This window comes from Mesorhizobium sp. ISC11 (genome assembly GCF_037162595.1).
GTDB lineage: Bacteria > Pseudomonadota > Alphaproteobacteria > Rhizobiales > Rhizobiaceae > Mesorhizobium > Mesorhizobium ciceri.
Window position 1 is genome coordinate 3,342,193 of the sequence record NZ_JAVSPW010000001.1, and the last position, 17,160, is coordinate 3,359,352.

Here is a 17,160-nt window from a genome sequence, read left to right on the forward strand (position 1 = left end):
ATGTCAAAGGACCCTTTCCGCACGCGCGACCATGTGGCCGATTTTGATGATATCGTGACCGACATAGTGACTCGCAGCGCCGAAACCCGGGCGACCCTGCCGATGTCGGCGGGTATCGCCTATGGCGAGGGCGAGGCCGAAAGGCTGGACCTGTTCTTTCCGCCCGGTGTGCGCAGGGATCTTCCCGTGCACATCTTCATCCATGGTGGCTACTGGCGCATGTTCTCCAGGAGCGACTATTCTTATGTAGCGAACACAGTCACCAAAGCTGGGGCGGTCGCGGTCATCGTCGACTATGCGCTGATGCCCGAATTCAGGATGGCGGCAATCGTCGACCAGATCCGGCGTGCCAAACAATGGGTGCTGGACAATATAGCCGCCCATGGCGGCGACCCTGCCCGGCTAAGCGTAAGTGGTCATTCGGCGGGTGCGCACCTGGCCACATTCCTGTTCGAAAAGGCGCCCATGCCGTCGCGCATACGTGCGGCGCTGCTGCTAGGCGGCCTTTACGACCTCAAGCCCCTTCAGACCTCCTTCCTCCAGCCGTTAATCGGCATCACCGATGAGGAGGCAGCTGCTTTCACCCCAATGACGCGGTGGCATGACCCGGAGACGGCAGCGACCATTCTCGTCGGAGATCAGGAAACGTCACCTTTTCACCAGCAGGCCGCCGACTTCGGAAAGCGCTTGCGCGCGCAGGGGCACCCTGTCAGCGACCTCCGCCTGAATGACCGAAACCACATGAACAGCGTGCGTGATCTGGGCATCAGCGGCACACAAGCTGGCGATTGCCTGATGGCGATGATCGATGGAAACGGCCTGTAGGACGGAAACCCAGGGAGAGCAGGGCCCGCTTGTGCCTTACTTGACATTCCCGTCACTCAGGAAAGTACCGTCACGGGGATCGCGGCACGCTGCCGGCATCGGGCTGAGCTTTGCGACAGGTGAAATCCGGCAGAGCACACAACCGACGATTCCTCATCCTCTTTTTCCACACTGACGAACTGCACAGCGCATCAGAAAATCGAAATTGCCCCTGCCGCCCTGAGCCGCGATGGTCTTTACGCAAGCAGCCGGCTTAGGGCTGTGGAGGAACGTCGTCGCGGCAAAGCCCTGGGGCAAGGCCGCTTTGGCACGCCGCTGGTTCAAACCGGCAGCGAGGGAGGAATTGACTTGGCTGGTTCGGGCAAATCCGACACCGCGCGCTTGGGCATCAAAATGTCCCAGGAACTCGTCGTCGGCGCGATCTCGGCCGTCCTCTTCCTGGTGTTCTCGGCGACGCTCAACAATTTCCTGAGCCAAGGCAACATCCTTGCCATTCTCAAGAATGTCTCGATCCTGGGCACGCTGGCCGTCGGCATGGGGCTCATCGTCGTTGGGCGCGGCATCGACCTGACCATGGTGGCGGTGATGGTCGTCGGCGTCGCCTTCAGTATTTGGATCTCCACCTGGGGCGTCGACTTCACGCTGGCCGTCGTCTTCGGGGCCATCCTGGTCGCGGCCATCGGCCTGTTCACCGGCGTCATGGTGGCGGTGGCCGAAATTCCGCCGATCTTCGCCACCCTTGCCATCGCGTCCTCGGTCTACGGCTCTGGCCGCATCGTCTTTGCGTCCGACGTGCTCTATGCCCCCTCCGATATCGGCTGGCTGAAATTCGTCGGCAACGGAACCATCCTCGGCATCCCGATGTCGGTGATCATCTTCGCGGCGGTGGCCGCGCTCATGGGCTTTTTCCTGAGGAAGACCCGCTTCGGCCGGCTGGTCTATGCTACTGGCGACAACCCGAACGCGGCCCGCACGACCGGGCTGCCGACGCGCCCGATCATCGTGACGCAATATGTCATCAGCGCCCTCATTGCCTATATCGCCGGCATCATCATGCTGGGGCTGGTCACCGGCATCGACACGCGCCTCTACAATTCCAGCCTGATCTATGACGTGCTGCTGGTGGTCGTGCTGGGCGGCATCGGCCTCTCCGGTGGCCAGGGCGGCGTACGCAACGTCATCGTCGGCACCATCCTGGTCGGCATCCTGACCAACGGCATGACGATCCTGAACTTCAGCTACACCAGCCAGAACCTGATCAAGAGCGTGATCCTGCTGGGCGCGCTGGCGATCGACGCCATCATCAATCCGCGCGACGAGCAGACCTCGCAAAGCGGCGACATCTGAACAAGAACCGAGACATAAATCTGGGAGGATACCATGAAGTTGTTCAAGAACTGCCTGCTCGCGGGCATGACAGCGCTGGCGCTGCTGGGCGCGGCGAAAATCGCCACGGCGCAGGAAACCGATCAGGTCGGCCGCTCTACCTATCTCGAGGCGCTCAAGGGCAAGAAGGTCATCTTCGTGCCAATCTCGCAGGGCATGGACCTCAACCAGGCCTGGGTGGTGGTGTGGCAGCGTCACGCCGCTCGCTACGGCTTCAGCCTCGAAGTGCGCGATCCCTCCGGCGACACCAATGCCGGCATTCGCGCCATGCAGGGCGCCATCGCCGAGAAGCCGGACCTGATCATCGTGCAGAACCCCGACGTCCAGACCTACGCACGCCTGTTGAAACAGGCGCAGGCGGCCGGCATCAAGGTGCTGCAAGTCAACATGCAGTCGGCCACCCAGACGGACAGTTATGTCGGCAACGACTGGATCGAAATGGGCCGTCTCGAAATGGGCGAACTGGCCAAGCACTGCACCGGGCCCAATGCCGTCTCGCACAAGGTGGTCTGGCTCGCCGGCGTCCAGACGGGTGCCGCCAACATCTACATGCGCACCGGCATCGACGAGGTGCTGAAGGCCAATCCCGAGCTGCAGCTCGTCTCCGACCAGCCGGCCGATTACATGAGCGAAGAGGCCCGCCAGATCACCGAGACGGTCCTCCAGCAGCATCCGGACCTGTGCGGCATCATGGGCATCTGGGATAATGCTGAGGTCGGCGCCGGTGCCGCCGTCGTGGCCGCCGGCAAGCAGGACCAGGTGACGATCGTCACCAATGGCGCGGGCAGCGCCACGGGCTGCGAGAGCATCAAGAACGGGCTGCTCGACGTGATCTTCAACTTTAATGCCCCGATCCAGGCCGAGATCGCAGCACAACAGATTTCCGAGCTGCTGCAGCAGCCCGGCCGGCAGGCGGGCAGCGAGAAGACCATCTTCTTCGGCCCGATCACCCGCGTCGACAAGGCCAATGCGACCGGCAGGAATTGCTGGAAGCTGGACGAGCTCAAGTAACGGACTTCCTTGATGAGCATGGCTGAAAGCCTTGTGCGCTGGCGCTACCGCCTGCTCCCCGACCACGTGGTCGGGGAGATCCTGACCAAGAAGTGGATCGACAGCGTCATCCCCTTCACGGCGCTGGTGATTTTGTGCGCGATCTTCGGCTCGATCGTGCCGGGCTTCTTCGATCTGGCGACGCTGACCAATCTCAGCGGCCAGACCGCCGAGCTTGGCCTTGTGGTGCTCGGCATGACCATCGTCATGGTGTCAGGCGGCATCGATCTGTCTGTCGGGTCGACCTTCGCGCTCGCCGTGCTGGTCACGCTCTATGGGATGAATGTCGAGCAGTGGAGCTTTGGTACCGGCCTGTTGGCGTGCCTGGGCCTCGGCGTCGTCTGCGGCGCCATCAACGGCTTCCTGGTTGGCTTTCTGCGCATGCGGGCGTTTCTCACCACGCTGGTGACGCTCATCATCTACCGCTCGACCTTCGACATCGTCTTTCCCCAGGTCTCGACCCGGATCGTCACCAGCGGTCCGGACTCGCCAGCCTATGATTTTCTTGGTTTCGGTACGATCTGGGGCGTGCCGACGTCCTTTGTGGTGTTCGTCGTCATCGCGCTGATCATCCATCTCGTGCTGTCGCGCGCCCGCTATGGCTGGCGGCTGTTCGCGGTCGGCGGCGCGCGCCGCTCTGCCTACAATGCCGGCATCAAAGTGCGCTTCATCTTGTTCAGCGCCTATGTCTTGTGCTCGGTACTGGTGGCGCTCTCCGGCTTCTTCTTCTCGGCCCGCATCGGCAGTGCCGCTTCCGACATCGGCACCGGTCTCGAACTGCAGGTGTTGACCGCGACCGTGCTCGGCGGCATCTCGCTAGGCGGCGGGCGCGGCTCGGTCGCCAAGGCGCTGATGGGCACCGTCTTCGTGCTTGTCCTGTCGAACAGTCTGCTTGCGCTGGCCGTGCCCGGCCCGGTCAATTTCCTGATCCTCGGCATCGTGCTGCTTTTGTCGGTGCTTCTCGACGTTCGCTGGGTGAAGAACCGCCACAAGATCCTGCGCAGCGTCTACATCTCGCCAACCTTCGCCAAGATGCCGCAGGCGATCTCGACCGCGCCCGGCGCGCCAATGGCGGTGAATGACCGGTTGAAGGACGTCGGCGTCATCGGCCTCGGCGTTCTCGATGGCGCGGAGGATGTGATCTTCGACCGGCAGGACCGTCTCTACACCGGCAGCCGCCAGGGCGAGATCCTGCGCTTCCAGCCGCCCCATTACACCGATAGCGAAGTGTTCGCACATATTGGCGGCTCGCCGCTCGGCATGGCTTTCGACCGCGACGACAACCTCGTCATCTGCGTCGCTGGCATGGGCCTCTATCAGGTCTCGCCGGCCGGCGACGTAAAGCTGCTGACCGCCGAAACCAACCGCTCACTGACCTCGGTGGTCGACGACTCGACCATGAAGCTCGCCGACGACTGCGACATCCTGCCGGACGGCCGTATCGTCTTCTCGGAAGCGACAGTGCGCTTCGAAATGCATGACTGGTATGCCGACGCGCTGGAAAGCCGCGGCAACGGACGCATCATCGTCCATGATCCCAAATCCGGTTCGACACGCACACTGCTGTCGAACCTCGTCTTCCCCAATGGCATCTGCACGGCCTTCGACGGCCAGTCGGTGCTGTTCGCCGAAAGCTGGGCCTGCCGCATCAGCCGCTACTATTTCGATGGCCCGAAGAAAGGCCAGGTCGAGCGCGTCATCGAGGGCTTGCCCGGCTATCCCGACAACATCAACCGCGCCTCCGACGGTACCTACTGGCTGGCCCTGATGGGCATGCGCACGCCGGCCTTGGATCTCTCGCTTGAAATGCCGAGCTTCCGCCGTCGCATGGCGCGGCGCGTATCGGAAGACGCGTGGCTGATGCCCAATCTCAACACCGGCTGCGTGCTGCGCTTCGACGAGAACGGCCAGATCCTCGAAAGCCTGTGGGACCAGGCCGGCGAGAAGCATCCGATGATCACCTCGATGCGCGAGCACAAGGGCATCCTCTATCTCTGCGGCATCTTCAACAACCGCATGGGCACCTTGCCCTTGAAAGGCGTCGATCCCGACTGGTTCAGCTCGGATTCCTACTGGGGCAAAAAGCCATGAGCGGTTTGAGCCAGCTTCTTGACCGCTTTCTCGGCCGTGGCGAGTGGGCAGTGACCGTGCCGACGCTCGACGGGCCGTTGCTGCCCAACCAAGGACTGGAGGAAGCCGAGCCGTTCGCCGGCCTCGCCGAGGCCGACAATCTCGTACGCACCGAAAAGGGCATTCTGGCAAGCAGCGCCAACCGGCTGATGCGCTTTAGCGCCGACGGCCATGCCGAAACCTTGCAGGAATTTCCGGGCGAGATCACCGCACTCGCCCATGCCCGCGGCATGACCGCGATGGCCATCGACGGCAAGGGCGTCGTCGTCCACGGCGGCCTGCATGACGGGCGCGAGGCGACGGGTGAGGAGGCTCGGCGCCTCTCCTGCATCACCGCTCTCACCTTCCTCGACAGCAACACCTTGCTGGTGGCCAACGGTTCGGCCTCAGTGCCGGCGAGCAGTTGGCGTCGCGACCTGATGCAGAAGAGCGTGTCCGGTTCGGTCTGGCGGCTCGATCTAAAAAACGGCCGGCTGGAGCTTGTCAGGGACGGCTTGGCCTGGCCGGCCGGCATCGCCACCACCGGCTCCAACCGCATCTACGTTTCGGAGGCCTGGCGCCACCGCGTGCTGGCGATCGACCTTGCCACCACGGCGACGCTGCCCGTGCTGGAGCATCTGCCGGCCTACCCCGCCCGCATCGCCCCGGCCTTCAACGCCGGCTATTGGCTGACCTTCTATTCCGTGCGCAACCAACTGGTGGAGTTCATCCTGCGCGAGGAGACCTACCGCACCCGCATGCTGGCGGAAGTCCCGGAGGCCTACTGGATGGCGCCGTCGCTCGGCTCATGGCGCGACTATCGCGAGCCCATGCAAGGCAGCCAGTTGAAGCAGATGAACGTGCTGAAGCCATACGCGGTGACAAGGTCCTACGGGCTGGTGGTTCTTTGCGACGAGAACATGAAGCCGCTGTCGAGTTTCCATTCGCGCGCAGACGGCAAGGTGCACGGGACGCTGAGCGCCTGCGAGCTGGGCGATGATCTGCTGGTCGCCTCGCGCGGCGGATCGAGGATCGTGCGCGTGGCGAGCGCCGCCAGCGGCAAGCGAGGCTAAGCGATGTCGGACGCCAACATCATTGAACTCAGGAATGCCGCCAAGGCATTCGCGCGCATTCCGGCCTTCAAGAATGTCAATTTCGACCTGCGCAAAGGAGAAATCCACGCGCTGCTCGGCGAAAACGGCGCCGGCAAGTCGACGCTGACCAAGGTCATGGCCGGTGTCTTCAAGCTGACCGAGGGCAAGATGACCTTCGACGGCAAGGATGTGTCCTTCGCCACGCCCGCCGAAGCGCTGCGCGCCGGCATCGCCATGGTGTTCCAGGAAACCAACCTGGTGCCGGCCATGACCGTGGCGCAGAATCTCTATCTCGGCGAAGAGAAGATGTTCAACCGGTTGCGCGGCCTCTACATTCAGGCGCGGCAGTTCCTCGCCGGCATGGGCTTCCAGGTCGACCCGTCCGCGCAGGTCAGCACGCTGGGCGCGGCGCACAAGCAGATGGTGGAGATCGCGCGCGCCGTCCACCACAAGGCCCGCGTCATCATCTTCGACGAGCCGACCGCGACGCTGACGCCTGAAGAGAAGAGCCACTTCTTCAAACTTTTGCAGCGGCTGGTGAAGGAGGGCATCGCCGTCATCTTCATCACCCATGCGCTGGAAGAGGCGCTTGCCGTCGCCAACCGCATCACGGTCATGCGCGATGGCGAGATCGTCGCGTCCGGCGAGGCCAAGGGCTTCACCCGCGCCTCGATCGTGCAGGCCATGGTCGGCCGCACGCTCACCGAAACGCTGCATGGCGAGGTCAAGCGCACGGCGCGCCCCTATGGCGACAAGGTGCTTTCGGTCGAGAATCTGTCCTGCGCCGGCCTGGTGCGCAACTCTTCCTTCTCGGTGTTTTCAGGCCAGGTCACCGGCATGTTCGGCCTTGTCGGCGCCGGCCGCACCGAAATGGCCAAGGTCGTCGCCGGACTGTTGAAGCGCAACATCTTCCACGGCGGCGAGATCCGCCTGCTCGGCAAGTCGGTGCGCTATCGGGTGCCCAGGCCTGCGGTGCGCGACGGCATCGTCTATGTCACCGAGGATCGCAAGGTCGACGGTTTCTTCGAAACCATGACCGCGGGCGAGAACCTGCAAATGGGTGAACTGACCGAGGGCGCCAATCCCGTCTCCATGGTGTCGCTGGCGCGAGCCAGGCAACTTGCCCGCGAATGGGGCGAACGTCTGAGCCTGCGGCAGACCAGCGACCGAGCCCGGATGATCGAGCTCTCCGGCGGTAACCAGCAAAAGGTCGTGATCGCCAAATCGCTGATTCAGAAGCCGAGGCTGGTGATCTTCGACGAGCCGACACGCGGGGTCGACGTCGGCGCCATCGTCGAGATCCACCAGCTCATCAGCGATCTCGCTGAGCAAGGCATGGCCGTCGTTGTCATCTCGTCCTACCTGCCTGAAATTCTCGCCGTTTCGGATCGCATTCTGGTGGTCAAGCGCGGCCGCGTGGTCGAGGAGATGATGCTTTCGGAGGCCACCGAGGAACGCGTCATGTTCGCCGCGGTTCATTGAGCGGCTCGACAAGAGAGACACTTTTGCCGGCCAAGCCAGGACCAATGTCTGGCCTGCCCTATTGCCTTGCAATCGGTTCCGCGTCTGAATAGGTCAGGGGTCAGATCACCCTGCCCGAGCGGATATGCCCAGCGTCAACCTCAAACTTCTGCAGACGTTCTTGCTTGCCGCCGAAAACGGCAGCTTCCGACGTGCTGCCGAGGAGAGCAACCGTTCGCCATCGGCGGTCTCGATGCAGATTCGCGACCTTGAGGAGCAGATCGGCATCTCGCTGTTCATCCGCACCGCACAGCGTGCCAGCCTGACGCCGGAAGGCCAGATCCTGTTCGAGGAGATCGCCAACGTGATGTCACAGGTGCAGACCAGCCTCGACCGCCTGACGGAGGTCGCCGCTCGTCGCAAGGGCAAAGTGCAGATCGCCTGCGCCCCGACGCTCGCGGCAAGCCGGCTGGGCGATATCCTGGCGACATTCAAGTTGCGCTATCCACGCAGCATCGTCGAGGTCATCGAGAGTCCGCCGCAGGCCGCGCTTGGCCTTTTGCAACAGCAGGAGGTCGAGTTCTACATCGGCCCGGAACTGCCAAACCTGACGGACTTCCAGTTCGAGTCCATCCTCGACGATCCGCTGATGGCCTGCATCCCCACGGAAATATACGGCGGCGAAAAGAAGCTGCTGCTCTCCGACCTGCTGCGCTATCCGCTCATCCTGCTCAACCGCAAGACCGCCGTGCGCGGCCTTGTCGATCGGCTGACGGCGGCGGAAGGCATCGAGTTCAAGCCGCAATACGAGGTCGAAAGCGCACAGACGGCGGTGGCACTGGTGTGTTCGGGACTTGGCGTCTGCGTGGTGCCCGGCATCGCCATTTCGCGCAATGACGAGCGTATGCGGGTGGTGCCGATCGACCATCGCGACGCCCACCGCTCGGTCGGCATCATCACCGCGCGGGGCTATGTGCACCACTCCTTCTCCGAACAGCTGATGAACCTCATCCGCACCAATTTGCGCGAACTTGCAAACTGAGCGTCGCGCCTTCGGACAGGCACCTTGCACGAGCGCCGAGAATGGTGCGCTGGGAATGCCGCCATTGGCAGCCCGGCCTCACCTGAATATCAGCGCACCCTCAGTCGGTCTGGATCCAGATCGACTTGGTCTCCAGATATTCATGCAGATGTTCGATGCCGCCCTCGCGGCCGTAGCCGGACATCTTCATGCCGCCGAACGGCACCGCCGGGTCGATGGCGTGGTACATGTTGACCCATACCGAGCCGGCCTTGATGCGGCGGGCGAGCTTGTGGGCGGTGCCAAGATGACTGGTGAAAATGCCGGCCGCCAGGCCATAGGGCGTCGCATTGGCCCGCGCCACGGCTTCGTCGAGCGTGTCGAACGGCATCGCCGAAATCACCGGACCAAAGATCTCTTCACGCGCGATGGTCATCTTGTCCGACACCGCACCGAAGACAGTCGGCGCGATGAAATTGCCGCCGTCGTAGGGCCCGCCGGTCAGTCGCGAGCCGCCCGCCATCAGTTCCGCGCCTTCGTCGCGGCCGGCCTTGATATAGCCCACCACCTTGCCGGCCTGCCTGGCATTGATGAGCGGGCCGATTTCGGTTTCCGCCTCGATGCCATGGCCGATGCGAAGCCTGCCGGTAAACTCGGCGACCCGGCGCACGAATTCGTCATGGATTTCGCGGGCCACGAAAAGCCGCGAACCGGCGATGCAGATCTGGCCCGAATGCACGAACACAGCCATCGCGGCGACAGGAACCGCCTTGTCGATGTCGGCATCGCGGCAGACGATGATCGGCGATTTGCCGCCGAGCTCCAGGGAAACGCGCTTGAGGTTGGTCACGCCCGCCCGCGCGATGGCCTGGCCGGTCAGCGTCGAGCCGGTGAAGACGATCTTGTTGACGTCGGGATGTTCAGCGAGCCGCGCCCCGGCCTCTGTCCCGGTGCCGGTGACGACGTTGACGACGCCGTCGGGAACGCCGGCCTCCTGCATCAGCCTGGCGATCAGCAGCGGCGTCAACGAAGCATCCTCCGAGGGCTTCAGCACGATGGTGCAGCCGGTGGCGAGCGCCGGCGCGATCTTCCAGATCGACGCCGCGGTCGGAGCGTTCCAGGGGATGATCGCGCCGACAACGCCTACCGGCTCGCGCCTTGTGAACGAGACGATCTCGCCGGGGATCGAATTGTCTATGGATTCGCCATGCAGCGCGGTCGCCATGCCCGCATAGAAGCGCAGCATGCCGATGACGCGCCGCCGGTTGGCGAGCGTGCGCGTGATCGGCAGTCCCATGTCGAGAGTGTCGGAAACGCTGAGTTCTTCCCAATGGGTCTCGAAGAGATCGGCGATGCGCAGAAGCACGCACTGCCGCTCGTAGGGCGAGAATTTTGACCACGGCCCTTCGAAGGCCGTGCGCGCAGCGTCCACCGCCGCATCGATGTCGGCCGCCGAGCCACGCGGCACGGTGGCCAGCACTTCGCCAGTCGCCGGGTTGAGCGCCTGCATCTCCTGGCCGGATTGTGCCGGAACCCACTTGCCGCCGACGAACATCGGCCGGAATTCGCCATGGTAGAGCGCCGTGGCCTTCGCCCGCGGGTCGAAATTCAGCGTCATCTCTTCCTCCTCACAATTCCGTGGCGACTATGACTCCCACGCCGGTCGACCTCAAACAAGGAAAGCTAAAAGGGCGTTCAGATAATCGGACTGTGCAATGCACGCGACTTCCCCGATGGTGCCGGCAACGGAGGAACAGATATGAGACTTGCTGGCAAGGTCGCTATCGTCACGGGCGGCGGTTCGGGATTTGGCGAAGGCATCGTCAGGAAATTCGTCACCGAAGGTGCGCTGGTCGTGTTGATGGACCGTGATGAGGCCGCCGCGGCTCGCGTTGCTGCCGAAGCCGGCGAAAATGTGCGGCCAATCACTGGCGACGTCTCGACACTCGGAAGCTTCGAAGCGGCGGCAGACCTGGCCCGCTCGGCCTTTGGCGGTCTCGACATACTGGTCAACAATGCCGGCGTGGCCCAGCCGCCCTTGGCGCTCGAGACGATGGACGAAGAGATGTTCGACCGGATCGCCAACGTCAACATGCGATCCATCTACAATGGCGCCCGTGCGGTCGTCGCGCATTTCAAATCCATCAAATCAGGCGCCATCCTCAACGTCGCCTCCACCGGCGGCGTCTCGCCGCGCCCGAATTTGACGTGGTACAATGCTTCCAAAGGCTGGGCGATTGCCGCCACCCGGGCCATGGCCGTGGAACTCGCCCCCTTCGGCATCCGCGTCAACGCCATCAATCCGGTTGCCGGCGACACGCCACTTCTGTCCACTTTCATCGGCTCCGGCGAAGAGAACCGCGCCCGCGTCGTCGCCACCATTCCGATCGGCAGGCTGTCTACGCCGGCGGACATGGGCAACGCCGCGGCATTCCTGTGCTCCGACGAGGCCAGCATGATCACCGGCGTCGACCTCAACGTCGATGGCGGCAAGTGCATCTGAGCGTTAGACCATTTGGGAGTTGGCGATGAAGCCTGTCTACGAAATCGCCGTGGTGCATGGCGACGGCATCGGCCCGGAAGTCTGCGCCGCAGCGGTTCAAGTGGTGAAAGCAGCGCTCGGTCCCGGCAGCCCCTTGCACTTCAGCGAATACCCGGCCGGAGCCGAGCATTTCCTGAAGACCGGCCAGAGCTTTCCCGAGCCGACCTTCCAGGCCTGCCGCGAGGCGGACGCCATCCTGCATGGTGCGGGCGGCTTGCCGGGCGTCATCCATCCCGATGGGACCGAAGCAGGCCTGGATTTCACGCTGAGGCTGCGCTTCGAACTCGATCTCTATGCCAACATCCGCCCCGTCAGGCTTTTCGAGGGCGTGCCGAGCCCGTTGAGCGGAGTGAAGGCCGGCGGTATCGACTACATCATCTTGCGCGAGAACAGCGAAGGGCTTTACGCCGCGCGGGGATCGGGCGCGCTGTTGCGCGGCGAAGTGGCGGTCGACACGCTGGTGCAGACCCGCTCCGGCATCGAGCGCATCGCACGCAAGGCCTTCGAACTGGCGCGCCAGTCGGGCGGCGCGCCCCGTGACGGCGTGCGCCGGGTGACCTGCTGCGACAAGGCCAACGTGCTGCGCAGCTATGCCTTCTTTCGCTCCGTCTTCGACGAAGTGGCGAAGGACTATCCCGATATCGCGACCGAGCACGCGCTGGTCGACGCCATGGCGATGCATCTCGTGGTGAAACCGGGCCATTTCAACGTCATCGTCAGCGAGAACATGTTCGGCGACATCCTGTCCGACCTCGCCGCCGCGACGGTGGGCGGGATGGGCATGGCGCCTTCAGCCGAGATCGGCGCGGCCAACGGCTTCTTCCAGGCCGCGCACGGCTCGGCGCCCGACATTGCCGGCCAGGGTATCGCCAATCCGTATGGGACGATCCTGTCGGCAGCCTCGATGCTCGACTGGCTCGGCCACAAGCATGGCGACGAGAGACTCAACCAGGCCGCAGCGCGCATCCGTCGCGTGACCGAGGACTGCCTGGCCAACGGGCTTCTGAGCGCCGATCTGAAAGGCAGGGCGTCGACCAGCGAGATAACCCGTTCGGTCTGCGACCGGCTCGCTGCCGGGCGCGACTGATATGACCAAGCCAAGGATAAATCTTGTTGGACCTGGCAAGGTCGGCCAGACGCTCATGCGCCGGATATTCTTCATCGCCGGCCGGCACAGGGTCCAGACCTGAGATGGGCGCTCTCGATCGCCAGGTTTCGGTCGAGGACTTTCGCACGCTTGCCCGTCGTCGTCTGCCGAAATCCGTCTTCGAATTCATCGATGGCGGGGCGGGGCAAGAACTCACCCTCAAAGCCAATCGAAGCGATTTCGAAAAGATCAGAATTTTGCCGCGCGTGCTTACCGATGTTTCGCATCCGAACGTTTCCACGACGCTCTGGTCCGAGACCTTGCCAACACCGCTGGTGATCAGCCCGATGGGCTCCTGCGCGCTGGTCAGGCCCGGAGCCGACATTGCCATCGCGAGGGCGGCAACCGCTCGCAGCATCCCCTACACGCTCTCCACCATGGCCACGGCCAGCATCGAAGGCATGGCGCGAGCCGTACAGGGGCCGCTGTGGTTCCAGCTTTATGTGCTCAAGGATTTCGACTTCAATCGCCAGTTGGTGAGGCGAGCGGAAGAATTTGGCTATTCGACGCTGGTGGTGACCGTTGATCTGCAAGCCGGTGGCAAGCGCGAAAAGGATCTTAGGAACGGCATATCTATCCCACTGCGGCCTTCGGCCCGGCATCTCTGGGAAGGCATGCTTCATCCTGGCTGGTCGCTGCGCCTGCTGCGCGGCGGTCTGCCCCAGTTCGAGAACGTCCGCGGCTATCTCGGTGACAACAGCGCCGGCCTGACGATCGCCGCGCGTGTTGGCGGCAGCCTCCATGCAGGTTTCGACTGGGACGATTTCCGCCAGATCCGCGACTGGTGGAAAGGCCGGCTGCTGGTCAAGGGCGTCCTGCACCCGGGCGATGCGTCGCGACTGGTGGCGGCTGGTGCCGATGGCATCTGGGTGTCCAACCATGGAGGCCGCCAGCTCGACGGTGCTGTATCGAGCATCGATGCCCTGCCCGCTATCCGTCAGGCACTTGGCGCCCAAATCCCGATCCTCATCGATTCCGGTATCCGCACGGGCACGGACATCGTCAAGGCCAAGGCACGCGGCGCCACCGTCGCGGCGATCGGCCGGGCCGCCCTGTTCGGCGCCGTGGCTGGCGAGCCCGGCGTGGCCAAGGCACTGGATATCATCCTGGACGAAGTGGTGACTTGCCTCAGGCTCTGCGGGATCCCCCGTTTTCAGGAAGCGGGATCAGAAATGATAGCATAGCGCCAAGACGAGTGCTCACGCTTGGTCAAGAGGTACAGAAAACCCCCGCTCGTCCAATATTCTTCCTCATCATGCCAAGGTTTTGCTATCGCGGTTGTGCAAGCGGCTGCGGGCGGCCGACCAATTGCCGCCCTCACACGCCGCTCCTTCCCAAGCCCAGCGGCCGCCTGTCAGAGAGCACTTGTTTGATGCACACCCGCTAGCGGCGGTCGTGATTAAATTCGAGAGGCTGCACAGTCGGATAGGCAGACTAAGGTCGGCCGCCCGGTGCTGTTTTCGGTTCCATCCACCCGTTCTTCAGAATGTCGCGAAGCACGTTGCGGATGTCTTCGCCCGCTGCCGTTGCGCCGCTCGCCCAAGCGATCGCCAGTGCCCCGAAAAAGATGTCGCGCCCGGTCATCGTCCGTCGTGCAAGCCCTTCGTCCTGTGCAGCCTTCAGGATTCGCTCCGTCGTCGCGATGACAGCATGGCAGGTCGGCGTCAGCGGGGATTCTACTCGGCAAGCCGCCCGTAACGGTTCAGGCAAGCCCTCATAAGCCAGCATCCAGTCGCCGAGAGCTTCAACCCAGAGTTCGAGTGCGCGGCCTGCATCGCTCTCCCCGGCTTCGATTTCAACGCGACGATGGTCGAGGCCTTCATAATGAAGAACTAACAGCGCAGCCAGCAGGGCGTCTTTGTTTGGAAAATGGCGGTAGAGCGTCCCTGCTCCCACGCCCGCCAGCTTCGCAATAGAATCCATCGAAACGTCAACACTGTCGTTGCCGAACGCTTGTCGCGCCACCTCGAGAATGTGCGCCCGATTATGCTGCGCGTCCCTGCGCAGGGCTGACGCGACCGAAAATTGCGACATTACTGACCTTGAACCCTTGAATACCGGAGACACTCTCCGTATCTAAAAGCCGAATCGGAGAGAGTCTCCATATAGCCCCCGGTCGATTATTCTAACAGGTCGGCATTAGCGAGCGAAACGAGGACACGATGATCAGGCAGATGATACCGGCATGCATCCGGACAACGGGCACCGCAACCTGCCTGGCGCCTGGCGCGCGCCGTCAGTAGATGCCGCGAGCTATACGAGTTTCGAGGCGGACTGCTCCGTCGGCAGCACCGCCCTGCGCGACCCTCTGGATGTCCGCTCAATACGGAATAGATCCGCGCACCATGCGCTGAGCAACCGGGCACGCCCGCCTACTGCACGGAACTGACGTTGCCTGATCTTCAGGATGCGCTGTCCACGGCGGAAAAGGCGCGCGCACCCGGAATTCGCGACGCGCTGATCAAGGGCTTCATCGAGGCGACGCCTCCCCTCCGCCACGAGCAGATCGTAGCCCGCAACCGTGAAGTCACCGCCCGCCGATGAGAAACTTCTCCGGTTCCGGTCCGAGGTGGACCAATAAGACTGTCCAAGAATTCCTTCTGTTTGTCGGGAGCAACCTGAGGGACGACGATGACGAGGTAATTTGCGACAAAGGTGAAATCCCCCTTGATGATGCGAGGCATCAGCTCCTGCGCGCGGCATGCTCCGCTGCTCAACCAGCCATAGCGCCTGACTGGCGGCAGGAGGTTAGCCGCCGCCGCCCATGGTTACGGACATAAAGGCCCGGAAGGCCGCAGCCGCCGGTTCGATTGATCTGTCACGCGACCAGGCAAGGCCAACGTCCATAGTGGGGATGGGCTCGACAAGCCCGCGCACTTCGATGCGCTGCCCCTCCAAGGACCAGGGGCGGTAAACCATGTCGGACAGGACAGTGACCCCCATGCCGGCAGCCACGAGCGACCGCACGGCCTCGACCGAACTGGTGGTAAGGACGGCGCGGAGCGAAAGGCCCGCGGCATCCCAGTAACGGGCGGCCGTCGTGCGTGCCTCGTCAACCGTCAGCATGACATAATCTTCCGCCGCCACATCGGCGAGGCTGATCTCCTGCCGCGCGAGGAGGTGATGATCAGCCGAAAGCCAGAGCCGGCGGTTCGACCGCATCAAGACCTCCTGCGCCAACTCCTTGGTGTGCTCCAGGTTCGACACCAGCATCACGGCCATGTCGATGTCCCCGCACATCAACCCGCTTTCGAGAGCGTCTCGGGGCAGTTCCAGCACCTCGACCTCGATCTCGGGATAGGTCTTTCGAAAGCGCGCGTAGTGGCGCGACATGTAGTAGCCGACGACCGTGTAGGTCATGCCCAGCCGCAGCTTGCCCGCCAGGCCTTTCCTATCGCGCAACGGGCTTCGGACGGCGGCAGCGACGGCCCCGGTGATAACACGCGCATGTTCAAGAAACCGCGCGCCCTCCATCGTCAGTCTTACGCCAGCGTGGTTACGCTCCAAAAGCCGTACGCCCAGGTCAGCCTCAAGCGTCTTTATCGCCGCAGTGACCGCCGATTGCGAGATGTTGAGTTCCACCGCGGCATGACTGACCTGTCCGCTCTCGGCGGTCGCGATAAAATAATCCAGCTGTTTCAAGGTGATGGACATGGTGCGCCCTGGCCCAGAACCATTATCTGTTTTTTTGATATGACAATCAATAAACTACTATTTCACAAATGCCCTCGCATGCGCAAAAAATGCTGCAACGCCGCAAAGACGGCAGCTTCGAGGGGTAACAATGTGATGGCGGTGACGCTAAACTGCGACATGGGCGAAAGCTTTGGCCTCTACAAGGTTGGCGATGATATGGGCATGATGCCCATCATCGACGTTGCCAATGTCGCCTGTGGTTTTCACGCTTCCGATCCGGATCACATGCACACCGCCGTCCGCAGCGCCAAGGCGAGTGGCGTAAAGATCGGCGCCCATCCAGGCTTGCCCGACATTCAGGGTTTCGGCCGGCGCGAGATGCGGATGACCCGCGAAGAAGTCAGAAACACCATCATTTACCAGGTGGGAGCGCTTGCCGGCTTCCTCAAGGCCGAGGGTGTGGAACTCCACCACATCAAGCCGCATGGCAGCCTCTACTTCATGGCCATGCAGCAGGAGGCAATAGCCCATGGCGTGTGCGACGCGGCAGAGATTTTCGGCGTACCCCTCTTCGGCATGACGGGCACCCTGCATGAGAAGATCTATCAAGAGCGCGGTATCCCATTTGTCGCTGAGTTCTATGCCGATCTCGACTACGATGCCTCCGGCAAGCTGATCTTGACACGCGTTCATGACGCCAAGGACCCCGCAGAGATGGCCGAGCGGTGCGTACGCGCCATCAGGGAGGGCGAGGGCACGGCAGAGGACGGCAGTTTCTTCCCTGTACGCTGCGAAACCATCTGCGTGCATTCCGATACGCCGAACGCCGTCGAAATAGCCCGGGCCGTGCGCACCGCAATCGCCCCCTGGCACTGAACTCGACCGAACC

At 63.0% G+C, this 17,160-nt stretch carries 15 protein-coding genes; 12 read left to right on the plus strand and 3 right to left on the minus strand.

Features of this window, described 5'->3' with window-relative positions; translation table 11 throughout:
- The 7 genes from RPF88_RS16465 to RPF88_RS16495 all read left to right on the plus strand — a co-directional run bounded on the left by RPF88_RS16465 (position 1) and on the right by RPF88_RS16495 (position 8,967).
- Positions 1-825, plus strand: coding sequence for an alpha/beta hydrolase (locus tag RPF88_RS16465; protein WP_164753424.1), 825 nt, complete (start codon positions 1-3; stop codon positions 823-825).
- A gap of 393 nt (positions 826-1,218) precedes the next feature.
- The gene (locus tag RPF88_RS16470; protein ID WP_032809776.1) at positions 1,219-2,172 is read left to right on the plus strand and encodes an ABC transporter permease; all 954 of its coding nucleotides are present in this window, start codon (positions 1,219-1,221) and stop codon (positions 2,170-2,172) included.
- A gap of 33 nt (positions 2,173-2,205) precedes the next feature.
- Entirely contained in the window at positions 2,206-3,222 is a 1,017-nt protein-coding gene (locus RPF88_RS16475; protein WP_063167480.1) for a sugar ABC transporter substrate-binding protein, read from the plus strand.
- 12 nt (positions 3,223-3,234) lie between these two features.
- Positions 3,235-5,352: an ABC transporter permease gene (locus RPF88_RS16480; RefSeq protein ID WP_337122681.1), complete on the plus strand. Its 2,118-nt coding sequence runs from the start codon at positions 3,235-3,237 to the stop codon at positions 5,350-5,352.
- Entirely contained in the window at positions 5,349-6,443 is a 1,095-nt protein-coding gene (locus RPF88_RS16485; protein ID WP_063167478.1) for a hypothetical protein, read from the plus strand. Before RPF88_RS16480 ends, RPF88_RS16485 begins: the two co-directional genes overlap by 4 nt.
- 3 nt (positions 6,444-6,446) lie before the next feature.
- Positions 6,447-7,946 carry a sugar ABC transporter ATP-binding protein gene (locus RPF88_RS16490; RefSeq protein WP_063167477.1) on the plus strand — a complete coding sequence of 500 codons (1,500 nt, stop codon included), beginning with the start codon at positions 6,447-6,449 and terminating at the stop codon, positions 7,944-7,946.
- Between the two features lie 124 nt (positions 7,947-8,070).
- Complete coding sequence (locus RPF88_RS16495) at positions 8,071-8,967, plus strand: LysR family transcriptional regulator (RefSeq protein WP_063167476.1); 897 nt, start codon at positions 8,071-8,073, stop codon at positions 8,965-8,967.
- A 100-nt stretch (positions 8,968-9,067) separates the two neighbouring features.
- Here RPF88_RS16495 and RPF88_RS16500 read toward each other — a convergent pair whose 3' ends face one another.
- Positions 9,068-10,564, minus strand: a complete 1,497-nt coding sequence (locus RPF88_RS16500; protein ID WP_064994993.1) for an aldehyde dehydrogenase family protein — start codon at positions 10,562-10,564, stop codon at positions 9,068-9,070.
- Positions 10,565-10,705: 141 nt separating this feature from the next.
- Here RPF88_RS16500 and RPF88_RS16505 point away from each other — a divergent pair, with 141 nt between their 5' ends.
- The 3 genes from RPF88_RS16505 (at position 10,706) to RPF88_RS16515 (ending at position 13,819) form a co-directional block, all read left to right on the plus strand.
- The gene (locus tag RPF88_RS16505) at positions 10,706-11,449 is read left to right on the plus strand and encodes a glucose 1-dehydrogenase (protein WP_013533144.1); all 744 of its coding nucleotides are present in this window, start codon (positions 10,706-10,708) and stop codon (positions 11,447-11,449) included.
- A gap of 25 nt (positions 11,450-11,474) precedes the next feature.
- Positions 11,475-12,575 carry an isocitrate/isopropylmalate dehydrogenase family protein gene (locus tag RPF88_RS16510; RefSeq protein WP_063167474.1) on the plus strand — a complete coding sequence of 367 codons (1,101 nt, stop codon included), beginning with the start codon at positions 11,475-11,477 and terminating at the stop codon, positions 12,573-12,575.
- Positions 12,576-12,679: 104 nt separating this feature from the next.
- Positions 12,680-13,819 (plus strand): alpha-hydroxy acid oxidase, encoded by a 1,140-nt coding sequence (locus tag RPF88_RS16515; protein ID WP_063167473.1) that lies wholly within the window; start codon positions 12,680-12,682, stop codon positions 13,817-13,819.
- 250 nt (positions 13,820-14,069) lie between these two features.
- Here RPF88_RS16515 and RPF88_RS16520 read toward each other — a convergent pair whose 3' ends face one another.
- On the minus strand, positions 14,070-14,669 hold the full coding sequence (locus RPF88_RS16520; RefSeq protein WP_063167472.1) for a TetR/AcrR family transcriptional regulator: 600 nt from the start codon (positions 14,667-14,669) through the stop codon (positions 14,070-14,072).
- A 357-nt stretch (positions 14,670-15,026) separates the two neighbouring features.
- Between RPF88_RS16520 and RPF88_RS16525 the strand changes: the two genes are divergently transcribed.
- Positions 15,027-15,179, plus strand: coding sequence for a hypothetical protein (locus RPF88_RS16525; RefSeq protein ID WP_244514267.1), 153 nt, complete (start codon positions 15,027-15,029; stop codon positions 15,177-15,179).
- Between the two features lie 204 nt (positions 15,180-15,383).
- Here the strand turns inward: RPF88_RS16525 and RPF88_RS16530 are convergent, their stop codons facing one another.
- Positions 15,384-16,289: a LysR family transcriptional regulator gene (locus RPF88_RS16530; RefSeq protein ID WP_337122682.1), complete on the minus strand. Its 906-nt coding sequence runs from the start codon at positions 16,287-16,289 to the stop codon at positions 15,384-15,386.
- Positions 16,290-16,424: 135 nt separating this feature from the next.
- Here RPF88_RS16530 and RPF88_RS16535 point away from each other — a divergent pair, with 135 nt between their 5' ends.
- Positions 16,425-17,147: a LamB/YcsF family protein gene (locus tag RPF88_RS16535; protein WP_337123879.1), complete on the plus strand. Its 723-nt coding sequence runs from the start codon at positions 16,425-16,427 to the stop codon at positions 17,145-17,147.
- Positions 17,148-17,160: the final 13 nt, after the last annotated feature.